Source organism: Parageobacillus thermoglucosidasius (assembly GCF_001295365.1).
Lineage (GTDB): Bacteria > Bacillota > Bacilli > Bacillales > Anoxybacillaceae > Parageobacillus > Parageobacillus thermoglucosidasius.
In genome coordinates this window covers 271691-284986 of record NZ_CP012712.1, presented here as the reverse complement: position 1 = coordinate 284986, position 13296 = coordinate 271691, and the positions used below count along the sequence as shown (strand labels likewise).

The following is a 13296-nucleotide window of genomic DNA, read 5'->3' as shown; positions in this document are numbered from 1 at the left end:
TTTTTGATGTCGAAGGAAAAAAGAGTCTTATTTGCTGCTACTGTTTATTCTCACTTAGCAGCATTTCATAAACCGTTTATAAGATTATTGCAAGAAAAAGGTTATGAGGTACATGTAGTGGCGAATCCAAATCATGGGCGTAAAGAGGAAATAGAAGAGATGGGGGTTATTTGTTGGGATATTCCTTTTTCACGGTCACCTTATCAGTTATCGAATTTAAAAGCCGTAAGGGAACTACTAAAACTATTTCAAAAATATTATTTTGATTTAATTCATGTTCATACTCCGGTTGCTGCCTTTTTAGTAAGATACACAGCAAAAAAATGTAAACAAGGATCAGTTCTTTATACGGCCCATGGATTTCACTTCTATGAAGGGGCTCCTATTCAAAACTGGCTTATTTATTATACGGCTGAAAAGCTAGCGAGAAAATGGACAGATGGCTTAATAGTAATTAATAAAGAGGATTATAACCATGGTCAACGACTGGGATTCAGGGAGAAAGAATCCTTATTTTTTACGCATGGGGTTGGTGTTTCGCTTGAGCAATATAATGTTAATGAGGATGCTAATGTCCGTGAACAACTAGGTATTAAAAAGAATGATGTTGTAGTGACATATATTGCAGAACTAAATCATAATAAGAATCATTTATTTTTACTGAGAAATTGGAAGAAAATTTTGCAGTATAACTCCAATGTTCACTGCGTGATTGTAGGTAAAGGTGAAAAAGAGGCGGATCTCAAGAAATATGTGAAGCAAAATCATTTGGAAAATATCCACTTTTTAGGGTTTCGTAATGATATCCCAATGATTTTGTCCGACTCAGATATTGTAACATTATTATCATTTCGAGAAGGCTTACCTAGATGTATTATGGAAGCAATGGCCTCTGGAAAACCTTTAGTTGTAACAAATATAAGGGGATCAAGAGATTTGGTGAAACATGGAGTAAATGGATTTTTAGTCGACTTAGAAGATAACGAATCTTTAATTGAGTCATTTGTAAAGTTAATTAATGATAAAAAACTACGTGAGCAAATGGGACAAGCTTCTTTGAATGAGATTCAACCTTATAGCTTAACAAATGTTCTTCATGAGATACAGAAGATTTATTCACGTTTTATTAGAGAATGACTTTAATTTTATGGAGGAATCCAAATGACCATCCTTGTGACAGGTGGCGCTGGTTATATCGGTAGCCATACTTGTGTCGAATTATTGAATACAGGATATGATATTGTTGTGGTAGATTCATTTATAAATAGTAAGCCGGAAGCGTTAAAGCGAGTCAGCGAGATTACGAGAAAAGAGTTTCCTGTTTATCAGATCGATTTGCTTCAAAAGGATGAGCTTGAAACGGTATTCTCTAGACATTCCATTGAAGCAGTGATTCATTTTGCCGGGTTGAAAGCTGTAGGCGAGTCGGTAGCGATTCCACTTCGCTACTATCATAACAATATTACAGGTACGTTAATGTTATGTGAAGTAATGCAAGCATATGGTGTAAAGAAGATGGTATTTAGCTCTTCGGCAGCAGTATACGGAACGCCGAAGCGTGTGCCGGTTTCTGAGGATTTTCCACTCCAAGCAACAAATCCGTATGGACGGACGAAACTGATGATTGAGGAAATTTTGCGTGATTTATATGTATCTGACAATGAATGGGGCATTGTCCTTTTACGTTACTTTAATCCGATTGGGGCGCATCCGAGTGGGCGAATTGGTGAAGACCCGAACGGGATTCCGAACAACTTAATGCCGTATATTACACAAATAGCGGTAGGAAAATTAAAAGAGCTTCTCGTGTTTGGAAATGACTATCCAACGGTGGATGGCACGGGTGTACGGGATTATATTCATGTTGTTGATTTAGCAATTGGACATGTGAAAGCATTGGAAAAAGTAATGAACACAACAGGAGTAGAGGCGTATAATCTCGGCACGGGACGGGGATACAGCGTTCTTGAGATTGTAACTGCTTTTGAAAAAGTGACAGGAATTAAAATACCGTACAAAATTGTCGGTCGTCGTCCAGGCGATGTAGCCATTTGTTATGCGGACTCGACTAAAGCAGAAGAAGAACTAGGTTGGGTTGCCACGAGAGGGATCGAAGAAATGTGCCGCGATGCTTGGCGGTGGCAATCGAATAATCCAAATGGGTATGAAAGCGTGTTATTAAAAAAATAAACAAACACATGATTTAAAGAGAATGATTGTATGATAGAAGTGAAAGAGCTTTTATTTTGACTTGTTTATTAAGTTTAACTTTTAGTTTCAAAGAAACGAGGTGATAACTATATTAAAACGGGGTTTTGATTTCGTTGTTTCTCTCATCATTTTAATCTTTTTATCGCCTGTTATGTTAGCAACCGCGATACTGATTGCTATAAAATTAGGATCTCCTATTATCTTTAAACAACAACGTCCCGGATTGCATGGTCAACCTTTTTATTTGTATAAATTTCACACAATGACGGACGAACACGATGAAAAAACAGAGAGCTATTACCTGATCATCTAATATTGACTCCATTCGGGCAGTTTCTTCGAAAATATAGTCTCGATGAATTGCCACAACTGTTTAATGTGTTGAAAGGGGATATTAGTTGCGGAGAAAAATATTGAAGCACGTCCTGTATGGAAGCCGCTTCATCTGCAGCCTGTGTTTAACGGGATGATGTATTACCCGCATCAGGAAGGATGGAGCGTTTCCGATGAATTGTTTGCCAATGGCATTTGTTTGCCGTCCGGTTCTAGCATGACCGTTGAGGAACAAAATCGGGTCATTGACGTCTTTGTTAAAACGATAAATAACCGTTTGCAAGCCTCCTATTGAGAACGTTCAACGGGAGGCTACATTTATTTTTTCCTATTTGGAGGTGATTTTTGCCATGGAGAAAAAGCCTCTGCAACCAGAAACCGAGCGTTTCAAACATATATTAATCGAAGCGTATCAACGCGAGGAATTGTCTGCCAATATTACCGCAAAAGACATGATTCGGGAGCTTGCTTATCAGTTAAAACAAGTTTTGAAAGGAAATAGTAAGTAGTATGGGAGGTTATCCTTTCAACAGCTGCCAAAGTCCATGAAAAAACGATTCGCTACATTCTTCTTTGTCAAGGTCGATTATTTTTTGGTTCTTACGTGTATTTGGTAAGACATCGAATTACAATTAAAACTATTGCACTATTATTCGGCTTTTATTAGTATTCCGAAACTAAATCGTTGGAAACTCCATTGGTTATTTGATCCATTAATGTACATTATTTGAACTATCACTAAAAGAACGTCATAAAATTCCCCAGAAGGACCATATTGATCCCTCTATTTTTCTTGTTGGAGTTTTTTTTATAACCGATAGCTTTTCCCCTTAGGTTAAAAATGATGGAATGATGCAGTAATCGATTTAACATCGCTGTCGCCAAGTCTCTCTCGATTTTTCCCCATTCCCCTAATCTTTTGCTGGAAGTGAGGATAATCAGGCATGTTCGTATCGACGGGTGATCACTTGAAATAAGTAATGAGCGCTGTTCAGATCCCAGTTTTAAGTATCCCATTTCGTCAATAATGGGAACGGTTGGTTTCACAAACATATGAAGCTTTTTCCAATTTTCCCTCCTGGTCGGATCGGATGGGGATTGAGAGAGTGAATATATTTTCGGACGGTTTTTCGAGCGATCCCCAATTCCCTCACAATATCGGAAATAATCATTCCCCCTTTCATACATCCCTTTAATCATAAAAAATTTCCCTCTCGTAATCGTGAACTATAGTGTAAATTAGCACATTATTTCAGACCCCCTTTTTCAAATTATTTCAGACTGAAATCCGAAATACCACGCAAAACTTTTGCGAATTATCCCGGATTTTGCACATTCTTTCCGATTGTTTGCACGTTTTTTCAGATGTATTTTCTTCAAAACGAAAGGGGCCATGCAGGCCCCTTTTGTCAATGTCCCATTTCTTCCACCGCCATACGAACGATCTCCTCATCGATTTGTTCCTTTTTCAGCTGACAGCCATACAATAAGCAAGTCGTCGCCAAGGTGTTGATGACGCGAGGCAAGCCTTGAGACTGCAGAGCGATCGCCTCAAGGGCCGCCGGAGTGAAAATAGGCATTTTTGCTCCAGCCTGTTTCATTCTCTGTTCGATGTACTGCCCCACTTCCTCTTTTATCAATGGCCCCATGTGATACCGCATGATGATTCGTTGGTTCAATGGCTGTTTGTGGCAATCTATTAATGTAGTGTATGGCAATTAATTTATGTAGGCCCCAGCGGCCATACATAAATAAAAAAAACCACTTGCCAACATTCCCTAAATACCATACCCTCCTAGTTGGGCAACTTGTTCAACGGGAGGTAATGAAGGAGATGTTAGCAGTGGCTGAAATAGATTATATCAGATATGAGGCGAATCAAAAAGGGCGTTCATACTCAGATATTGCCAAAAGAACGAATCATGATCCTAGAACGATTAAGAAGTATGCAGAGATGGAGGACTTTAGTCCAACGAAAAGAAAACAAATCCGGAAAGCTAGAGTAATGGATCCAGTGAAACCTATCTTAGATAAGTGGATTCAAGAGGACTTAACGAAAAAGAAAAAGTTTAGAAGAACTGCAAAAAGAATGTATGAAATGTTAAAAGAACAATTTGATTTCAAAGGGTCAGATCGTTCCGTTCGACTTTATGTAGCTAAACGGAAAAAAGAGTTACAAGAACAGAGTGAATCAGCGGCTCTTCCTTTAGAAGCCAAGCCGGCGACAGCACAAGTAGATTTTGGAGAAGCCCCTTTCGTCTACAAAGGGGAACGTGTCATTCTTCCTTTTTTAGCTCTTTCGTTTCCGTACAGCAATGGCTTTTATTTTCAAGTCATGCCTTCTCAAAACAGAGAATGCTTTTTGGAAGGATTAAAACGAATGTTTCATTACATGGGCAGAGTACCGAAGGTGATCCGTTTCGACAATTTATCACCTGCGGTGAAAAAGATCCTGCCTAATGGAGAAAGAGAACTGACAGAGGAATTTCAACGGTTTGTTTTACATTACGGGTTTGAATGTGAATTTTGTAATCCAGCAAGTGGAAATGAAAAAGGGCGCGTGGAAGCAAAAGTGAAGTACATTCGGAATAACTTTCTTCTTCCAGAATTAACGATATATGATTTGGAGTCCTTTAATGACTCCTTATGGGAAAAGTGTGAAAGAGACTGGCAGAGGCCCCATTATCAAAAAGGAAAAACGATTGCCGAATTGTTTGAGGAAGAGAAGGAATGCTTTCTACAGTTGCCGGCAAAAGAATACGAATGTGTTCGGTATGAACAAGTTAGGGCGGATAAATATGGCTACATCCGGGTAGAGAATAAACTTGATTCCACTTCTCCCCGTTTTGCCAAACAAATGGTTTTGGCAAAAATCTCATATCAAGAGATTGAGATTTTGACAGAGGACTATGAACTCATAGTGAAACATGAGCGTTTGTATGGAACGCCACAAAAATCGATGAAATGGCAACCTTACCTTATCCTGATGGCTAAAAGGCCAAATGCATTAAAGTATACGGATTTTTACGAGAAAATGCCTTCAGAATGGCAAGATTATTTTTCACATTGTACCATTCAGGAAAAACAAAAAACGATACAATTACTGGCCGTTTTACTAAAAGAGCACGATTTTGAAATTTCAACGCAAGCTTTACGGCTCGCTTCGCAATATGGGCATCCGAGTGTAGATTCCATTAAGCAAGTATTCTATCAGTTAATCAATGGAAGAGGGATAAGGGAACCCATCCAGCCAAAAATAAGCGTTCCCACTATGCCTGAAGCCTCTAGAGGACTTAGTCATTATGATCGATTTTTCGAGTCCACCGGAGGTGAAAGATAAGTGGAAATGCAAATTAAAGAGTATGCCAAAAAACTAAAACTAAGTTGGATCCCAGCGAATTATCAAACGATTCAAGCAGAAACACATGAGAAATATTTACTGAAGCTGTTTGAGCACGAAGTGCAACACCGAGAGGAAAGAAGAATCAATTTATTACTGAAACAAGCAACATTACCCAAAATTCCGAATAAGCCTTTTGATTGGAAGGATATTCAGTTAGCCCCAGGCATTACAAGGGAATATGTCCTTCAAGGCGATTTTATCGAAAACCAAGAAAACCTTATTTTTTATGGTGGAGTCGGAACGGGAAAGACGTTCCTTTCCACTCTCATTTCCATAAATACCATTAAGAAAAAGGGAAAGAAGGTGAAGTTTTGTACTGCAGCTGCGCTAGTGAATGCGTTATTAGAAGCAAATGACAAGGGATCACTAGGCAAATTTCTCAAACAAATCGAGAAATTAGACCTCTTGGTCATAGACGAATTGGGCTACATCCCATTGCATAAACAAGGAGCAGAATTGTTATTTCAAATTATTTCCATGTGTTATGAAGCTAAAAGTATCATCGTAACGACAAATTTACAATTTGGACAATGGAACAATGTATTTGGTGATCCAATATTAACAGAAGCAGTGATTGATCGATGGATACATCACTCCCATTTAATCATTTTTAAAGGCGATAGTCATCGCTATAAAGATTCAATCTCACTCAACCAATAACGGAATTTGGCAAGTGGCATTTTTAATTGCCATTTCATGCATTTTTTACTTGCCAAAAACAGGAACGAGGGATAAAAGAAGGAAATCCAGTCTCTTCTTCGCATTCCCGATAAAATGCCATCGATCATACACATGAAGGATGGAAGGATTGGCATTGGCAATCCCTTGACGGAATGCTGTAAATCCATCCCTGCTCATCACTTGTACATGGGAATATGTTTTCAGCTATTCGGTAAGTGTTTGCGGCAGCCGATTTGGCAAGAGAGCAACAGGATGATGACTGCAAAGATCACAAATCATCGCTCCATACGTATGGCCTTTTCGAAAAGCAAAATCATCGACTCCGAGGAAAGGGAGACACCTCTACAGGAATAGGAGTTTTATGAATCATCGTTAACAATGAATCATGGCTAATGGGCAGATGAATCGCCTGTGCAATCTTTTCTGCAGCTAAACAACTCGTGGAAAAGGCAATTTGACGCAAAGTGTGTTCTGCCCGAAGGGTACGTCGGCCATGCGGCGCCAGCCAGTCATAACGCTCAGTAAACACTTTAACGGAACAGGAAGAATCATCACAAAACCATTTTCGAGAAATAAGCAGGAGTCGAACAGGCCGATCAACGATAGGAAGATCTTGAATCACACGTGTATACCGACTATGCGGGCGAGAGGAAGCATGATGACAGGCAGGACAGGGAGAAGACTCACGGATGCTTTTTACCGTTAAACGCAAACCATCATCGACATCAGACACATCTAGTAACTCGATAGTTGAATCAAGAGGAGACCAAGAAAGGTTAATCATCGTTCCAAACCCCTTTATTTTTATTATACCCATGTAGTTAATAGAAAGTCATCTCCCCAAATTAGCGTAAGAACCATAAAAGTGGCTCTGACGCAATCTTGGTGATCGGAAGAGGTTCATTGAGAAAATGAGTGTGCAAATAAGTCTTTTTATTTGCATTCTCAATTACCTCAATTTTTCACCAAAAGAACGTAAGAGCCATTTTCTTTTTTTCAGAAAGGAATAAGTATATGGTGTAGTTTGTGAAATCAAATACCCGGCCGGTGGAATCATGCTGATTATGTCCAGTAGAGGGCGAAAATATAGCTAAAAATAGTGGTTTTAAGAATAAAAATGGAAGATTCTAAACTTACTTGACGGTTACACTACTCAAACTATTCTTCAACTATAGATGCTTTAGATTCTCCTTGAAGGTCCTACTTTTTTTGTTATGGCAAAGCTTTATACATCATTTCGCAATTCAACGTTTGTAACTATACTTGTTGATATATGCTTTTGAGTCTGAAAAAAGCATTTTTAATTAATCGATTCAAATGATTGCTTTTGATTGCTTTTGCGACGAGAATATTATTTGTCGAAAAATCATTGGTATCATTTTTTGTAATATGTATATACTATGTATATACATTTTAGGTTGGGGGTGATATAATGTATTCAAAAGAACATTTAGAAAACAAGATAAACCAGAGTAAAGGGGTTGGCTACATGTCTACAGTTATTGTTCAAAAATGGGGAAACAGTTTGGGCATTCGTATCCCAAAAGATGCTGCTGATAAAATAGGGATTAAACAAGGTTCCGAAATAGAATTAAATGTGATTGGAAATGAAGGTATCATCACATTAAAGCCAAAAAGAACACGGAAGAAATACACACTGGAAGAACTAATATCACAGATTACACCTGAAAATCGACACGAGGAAATTGATTTCGGGATAGAAGGGCGTGAATTGATTTAATGCCAGCAGACGTACCAGAGAGAGGCGATTTCGTTGTTTTAAACTTCAATCCACAAGCTGGTCATGAGCAGGCTGGGAGAAGGAATGCTATTGTTTTATCGCCTAAAGAATTCAATCAAGCAACAGGATTTATAGCTGTTTGTCCGATTATCAATCAAAAGAAGGGTTATCCCTTCGAAGTGGATTTACCAAAAGAAGGAATATCCCCTGATGGCGATGGCTATCCAATAACAGGGGTAGTTTTAACTGATCAAATTAAATCATTGGATTGGAAAGCTCGTAATCTAAAAATTTTAAAAAAGTATAATCCAGAAGATGCACAAATTGAAGAAATAGATAAAATCATTGATGAATGCCTAGCGAAAATAGAAACATATCTGACTTGACATGATCCTTTCACTTTCAGAAAGGGATTATCGAAACTGTTCCTTGGAGAGAAAATTCTCCAAGGAACAGCTTTTTTAAGGAGGAACGTGTTGCAAAACGCATAACGAATGCATAAATGCACATAAAAAATCCACCACCTTGGAAATCATATACAGTGACCAAAACCAACTACCAAGGGGTGGACACTATCATGATTTCCAATTTGAACAGTGAACATGCATGGTCTTATGAAATCGATCCAATTTTAGAAGCATTATTTCGATATATCGACTCGCTGCCGTTGCCGGAAACACCGTATGTGACAGGAAGGCCGCCAGTGTCGAAAAAATCATTGTTGAAATGTTTCTTTTTGAAAACTTATTTTGCTATTGATTCCTTGCGAAAGTTAGTACGTATACTGCAGCGTTTTCGCTGTTTCCAACGGGCTTGCGGGCTTAGTGAAATTCCTCATCTGTCTACATTTTCCCGCGCGGCGAAGTGGTTTAGGGAACAGGGATTTCCCGTCTTCCATGCACAGCTGCTCAAAGATCTAGAAGTACGGTATCCCCAAATCGTGCTGATCGACAGCACGGCCCTTCGAAGCAGTCTTTACGATTCACAGGCAAAGTGGGGAGTGTCCACCCGATACCACTGGTTTAAAGGATATAAACTCCATCTCTGCACCACTGCCGAGGGAATCATTTTATCTCATGTGTTGACTACAGCGAATCGCAATGATGTGGCAGTGGCACCAGCATTGCTCGCTTCTTTAGGGCAATGGGAGATGGAGTTCGTGTTAGGGGATGCCGCGTATGACAGCGAAAAGGTTCGACAAACAGCCGAACAAGCAGGAATCCTATTCATTTCTCCCATCAACCGCCGCAATAGCGAGGAACGGAAAGATGCCTATGGCCGGGTTCTTCCTGTCTTTTTGAAAACGAGATTTGGCCAATGGCTGTTTGGGCTTCGTCGCGGGATTGAGCGGGTATTTAACGAGTTAAAGAGTGATGGGGTGGAACAACCCCGATGGTATGGATTTCATCGATATGTACTGCATGTGTTATGCTGCATCCTTATGCATAACTTCGAGTTTTTACTCTAGTTTTGCAACACCATCAAATTAAAAATGCAAATTTCGCTAAATGGATAGAAGAAAGGAAAATAGAGATTTATTTTTAATTCTATGGTTCATCATGAAATCTTGAAAATGAATTTTAAAGTGGAATTCGATTATCGTAATATTAATTTAATGGCGCCATTGTTTATTGCATACATTATGCCTTTTTTGATAACATCTGCAGTGTATGCCCCATCTCCAGATAAGTCTTATAGAGGAGCAATCCTTGTTCTGTTCATCGTGGCGGCAATGATTCCAGCAACATGTGTACCATGATTGGCAGGGGAAAAGCTTATGCCGCCAGTTAGCCAATACCGGTGACAATGAGGGATTCCTGTGTCCATGTTGCACAAAGGATGAATTCCTTACGTTCAACGGGAGGGCAGAAACTTATATTATGGTGTTTTGGCATCTATAACACATAACACAAAGCCTCCCCTTCATGTTCAAGAGGAGGCTGCTTTTTTGCGGAAAAGCACGTGCCAAACGGCGGAAACAAGCAGGCCGATATATAAGAATAAAAGCGGCATAAGCGGAAGGTTATATCTTGAGTAGGCAAAAAACACGTTGTTTAAAACGGTGAAATACGCGATGATGAACGTCAAAAACCACAGTTCTTTCTGGTTGCGCTTGAGCAAAAGCAAGGTGAGCGCCACTGATGCAAATGCCAGCGGTACGATCCATTGGTGCAAGGAAATGATGAACGGCTTCTTTACATCCAATATTTCAACCGGGTAAAAAGGCGTTTCCCATTGTATTTTTGCTTTTTTTATGGTGTAGCTTTCGATAAATTGTTTCGGATTCGCCTTGTACCATCTTTTGATCCGTTCGATAGCAATTTCTTTTTCCATCTGCTGTTTTTCATAAATAGTGATATGCGGGTATTGTTCATCGATTTTTTTGATCACTTCTTCATAAGGCTCTCCATACCGGTATCCATCTCCTTGATATGTGCCTAGCAGAAGGGGGTCTCCCGAACTTCCAGTTAATGGAATAAATTCTTTATAGTGAATATAGTTGCGCACCCACCATGGCCCAAGTACGATGATCACCAGCAGGACGGCTATCCCTAGTTGCTTCCATGCGAGCCGAAGCGGATATTTAATGAGCAAAAAGTAACCAAGAAGCGCGAATGGAATGAGAGCGACGGTAGCGCGAAACAACAGGCAGAACAAGTAGGCAAACATCAGCCCATAAAAAGCGGACATGCTGTGATTTCGCCCAAGCTGGACCGCAAAACGGATGAAAAGAAGAAGTCCAAATAAAAAAGGCGGTTCGGTTAAAATTAAATTATCTATTTCTATGAGCGGAACAAATAGCGCCGTAGAAAATCCAGCGATGATGCCGGCCCACTCGTGGTTAATATCTTTGCCAATGGCATAAATAAGGAAGACGCTGGCGACACCGAATAAAATCATTACGGCTTTTGCGGCATACAATCCCATGTCGCCGGTGCCAAAAATAAAGAAAATGGCAGCCAGCAACATCGGCAGCCCGGGCATGATATGGACGGTAGGTTCGTTTATGTGATTGTAATGGTAAACGATCATTCCTTTTTCTGCTAAAATTTTGCCGCTTCTTATGTATGCTGTGTCATCGCTGTGCAAAGTAAGGGATAATCCGTATTTCCATAAAACAAAAAGCCGGAAAGCAAGCGCTGTTAATAGCATGATGGCAACGATGATTTTCCTTTTTTTATCTGGCAGAACCACGATATTCACTCCAATATTATTGAGTATTAGGCGATATTCCGATGAGAGAGACCCCCAATATAATGAGAATGACCCCGATGATTTTGGCCGGCGAAAGCGGCTCATGAAAAACAAAATAGGCGCCAAATACAGCGAGCACATACGCGATGCTTTGCACCGGATAGGCAACGCTTAATGGGACGCGGGATAAAATAAAAAGCCATAAAATGGTGGCTGCGCCGTACATCACGAGACCGGAAAAAATAAACGGAGAAAACAATAATTTGATGATGGAAAAGGAATCTAATGAAAACGATGTTTTCATCATGCCGTATTTCCATAAAAACTGGCCTATAACGAGAATACATGTATTGGATAAAATCAATAAAAAATTAATGAGATTCATCTTTCTCTCCCTTACGCTGATATTCTTCCAATTCATGTTTCAGATAAGCGATTTCTTGCACGAGCGTTTTTATTTTTTCTTGATGATCGGATAATGTGACTGACTGGTAAATAAGAATATTCAGGACGACCAAAAAAGCAATTGTAAAGATGAGGGCAGGCATGTAGGCTACGCCAAGAAGTGCGGCGATTTTATTGAGCCAATCGAGGCAGACCGCAATGAATATGCCGATAAAAGCCATTAAAAACCAAAGAAATGCTTGCTTGTCCCTCAATTTATTGCGGCTGGAATAATAAACGACTTGAATGAGGAAAAGAGACGCGAATGCGATCGTAATTATCTGTACTTTTCCCATGAACTCTTTTCCTCCTTAGCTAAAAAATAGAACGGATCACAGAAATAAAAGTTACTTTTGTCATATAATATAATGATTTTAAAGGAGTGATTGACGATTTTCCGCCTTGTCTCGTATTCATGTCTACTTTGATCTCTTTAATTTTGTATCCTTTCTTTGCCAGTTTCGCCAGCACTTCCACTTCAGGATAATCGACAGGATAATAGTTAGCGAATTCCCTCATCACTTTGCGGTTGACGATTCGATATCCCGAGGTTGGATCGGTGATTTTGATTCCGGCTATCATATATAGCAGGTAGTAAAAATAAAGAATCCCCATTCTCCGGAAAAGGCTTCCTTTATAATCCGTTTTTTGCACAAAGCGGGAACCGATCACCATATCGCAACCGGAATTTTTAATTTCGGAAACAAGATTTTCAAGATCTTTTGGGTTATGCTGTCCATCCGCATCTAATTGGATCGCGTATTGGTATCCTTTTTGGAGGGCGTAACGATACCCTGTCTGCATCGCGCCGCCAATTCCTAAATTAACTGGCAAATCTAAATAATGGAATTGATTTTCTTTTAAAATATCTAATGTCCGGTCGGTAGAGCCATCATTAATCACGATGTAGTCATATGGACATGTTTTCATTAAATTCGTCACTGTATTTTTTATAACCGCTTCTTCATTATAAGCGGGGATAATGACAAGAATATCCACTATCTCTCCCCCCCCTTTTGGCACATTCCATCATAAAAATGGAATGTCTCTCAAATGGTTAGTATAGCATTTTTCCAGATTCATGTCACTTTGCGATCGGTGTTAGTTATTACCAGATAATTACCAAAATATGAAAATGAATTGCGGAAAGAAAATCGCTGCGGGGCTTTTCTTTTCCTTCAACTTATAGTAATTGGACTGTTGTTTTTGGAAGGAGTAAAGTTGGGATAGAGAGTCAAAAGTCGTTCAGGGGGGCGTAAGGGCTCTGTTTGTATATGCAATCTTCATG

The 13296-nt window shown here is 39.5% G+C and carries 14 protein-coding genes and 4 pseudogenes; 10 read left to right on the top strand and 8 right to left on the bottom strand.

Annotated elements, in window-relative coordinates:
- The first annotated feature begins 6 nt into the window (after positions 1-6).
- The 5 genes and pseudogenes from AOT13_RS01425 (at position 7) to AOT13_RS20290 (ending at position 3053) form a co-directional block, all read left to right on the top strand.
- Entirely contained in the window at positions 7-1137 is a 1131-nt protein-coding gene (locus tag AOT13_RS01425; protein WP_003247857.1) for a glycosyltransferase family 4 protein, read from the top strand.
- 24 nt (positions 1138-1161) lie between these two features.
- A complete protein-coding gene (gene galE, locus AOT13_RS01420; protein WP_003247858.1) occupies positions 1162-2190 on the top strand; it encodes a UDP-glucose 4-epimerase GalE in 1029 nt (342 codons plus the stop codon).
- Positions 2191-2362: 172 nt separating this feature from the next.
- A pseudogene (locus tag AOT13_RS19275) lies at positions 2363-2610 on the top strand (sugar transferase); the annotation flags it as partial.
- A pseudogene (locus AOT13_RS19270) lies at positions 2609-2839 on the top strand (DegT/DnrJ/EryC1/StrS family aminotransferase); the annotation flags it as partial. The pseudogenes AOT13_RS19275 and AOT13_RS19270, both read left to right, overlap by 2 nt.
- A gap of 55 nt (positions 2840-2894) precedes the next feature.
- On the top strand, positions 2895-3053 hold the full coding sequence (locus tag AOT13_RS20290) for a YwzD family small protein (protein WP_167542254.1): 159 nt from the start codon (positions 2895-2897) through the stop codon (positions 3051-3053).
- Positions 3054-3282: 229 nt separating this feature from the next.
- On the opposite strand, the gene AOT13_RS01415 is transcribed toward AOT13_RS20290, so the two are convergent.
- From AOT13_RS01415 to AOT13_RS01410, 3 genes and pseudogenes are all read right to left on the bottom strand, one after another.
- Positions 3283-3597: an ATP-binding protein gene (locus AOT13_RS01415; protein ID WP_072000118.1), complete on the bottom strand. Its 315-nt coding sequence runs from the start codon at positions 3595-3597 to the stop codon at positions 3283-3285.
- Positions 3598-3638: 41 nt separating this feature from the next.
- Positions 3639-3744, bottom strand: a pseudogene (locus tag AOT13_RS19995) (helix-turn-helix domain-containing protein); the annotation flags it as partial.
- A gap of 209 nt (positions 3745-3953) precedes the next feature.
- A pseudogene (locus AOT13_RS01410) lies at positions 3954-4229 on the bottom strand (AAA family ATPase); the annotation flags it as partial.
- Positions 4230-4378: 149 nt separating this feature from the next.
- On the opposite strand from AOT13_RS01410, the gene istA reads away from it, so the two are divergent.
- Positions 4379-5884, top strand: a complete 1506-nt coding sequence (istA, locus tag AOT13_RS01405; protein WP_042384708.1) for an IS21 family transposase — start codon at positions 4379-4381, stop codon at positions 5882-5884.
- On the top strand, positions 5885-6607 hold the full coding sequence (istB, locus tag AOT13_RS01400; protein WP_080695333.1) for an IS21-like element helper ATPase IstB: 723 nt from the start codon (positions 5885-5887) through the stop codon (positions 6605-6607).
- A gap of 334 nt (positions 6608-6941) precedes the next feature.
- Here the strand turns inward: istB and AOT13_RS19265 are convergent, their stop codons facing one another.
- Complete coding sequence (locus tag AOT13_RS19265) at positions 6942-7412, bottom strand: transposase family protein (protein ID WP_003247869.1); 471 nt, start codon at positions 7410-7412, stop codon at positions 6942-6944.
- 648 nt (positions 7413-8060) lie between these two features.
- Between AOT13_RS19265 and AOT13_RS01395 the strand changes: the two genes are divergently transcribed.
- The 3 genes from AOT13_RS01395 (at position 8061) to AOT13_RS01385 (ending at position 9837) form a co-directional block, all read left to right on the top strand.
- Positions 8061-8369 (top strand): AbrB/MazE/SpoVT family DNA-binding domain-containing protein, encoded by a 309-nt coding sequence (locus AOT13_RS01395; RefSeq protein ID WP_042384678.1) that lies wholly within the window; start codon positions 8061-8063, stop codon positions 8367-8369.
- Positions 8369-8755: a type II toxin-antitoxin system PemK/MazF family toxin gene (locus AOT13_RS01390; RefSeq protein ID WP_042384676.1), complete on the top strand. Its 387-nt coding sequence runs from the start codon at positions 8369-8371 to the stop codon at positions 8753-8755. Before AOT13_RS01395 ends, AOT13_RS01390 begins: the two co-directional genes overlap by 1 nt.
- 191 nt (positions 8756-8946) lie before the next feature.
- Positions 8947-9837 carry an ISNCY family transposase gene (locus AOT13_RS01385; protein ID WP_042384703.1) on the top strand — a complete coding sequence of 297 codons (891 nt, stop codon included), beginning with the start codon at positions 8947-8949 and terminating at the stop codon, positions 9835-9837.
- Between the two features lie 461 nt (positions 9838-10298).
- Here AOT13_RS01385 and AOT13_RS01380 read toward each other — a convergent pair whose 3' ends face one another.
- Genes AOT13_RS01380 through AOT13_RS01365 form a run of 4 tightly spaced genes read right to left on the bottom strand, consistent with a single transcriptional unit; the run spans position 10299 to position 13007 of the window.
- On the bottom strand, positions 10299-11564 hold the full coding sequence (locus AOT13_RS01380; RefSeq protein ID WP_042384675.1) for an ArnT family glycosyltransferase: 1266 nt from the start codon (positions 11562-11564) through the stop codon (positions 10299-10301).
- Between the two features lie 16 nt (positions 11565-11580).
- Positions 11581-11949: an EamA family transporter gene (locus AOT13_RS01375; RefSeq protein ID WP_041270157.1), complete on the bottom strand. Its 369-nt coding sequence runs from the start codon at positions 11947-11949 to the stop codon at positions 11581-11583.
- Positions 11936-12304 (bottom strand): DUF2304 domain-containing protein, encoded by a 369-nt coding sequence (locus AOT13_RS01370; protein ID WP_042384673.1) that lies wholly within the window; start codon positions 12302-12304, stop codon positions 11936-11938. The genes AOT13_RS01375 and AOT13_RS01370 overlap by 14 nt, the downstream gene beginning before the upstream one ends.
- A 19-nt stretch (positions 12305-12323) precedes the next feature.
- Positions 12324-13007 carry a glycosyltransferase family 2 protein gene (locus AOT13_RS01365; protein ID WP_042384671.1) on the bottom strand — a complete coding sequence of 228 codons (684 nt, stop codon included), beginning with the start codon at positions 13005-13007 and terminating at the stop codon, positions 12324-12326.
- Positions 13008-13296 lie beyond the last annotated feature (289 nt).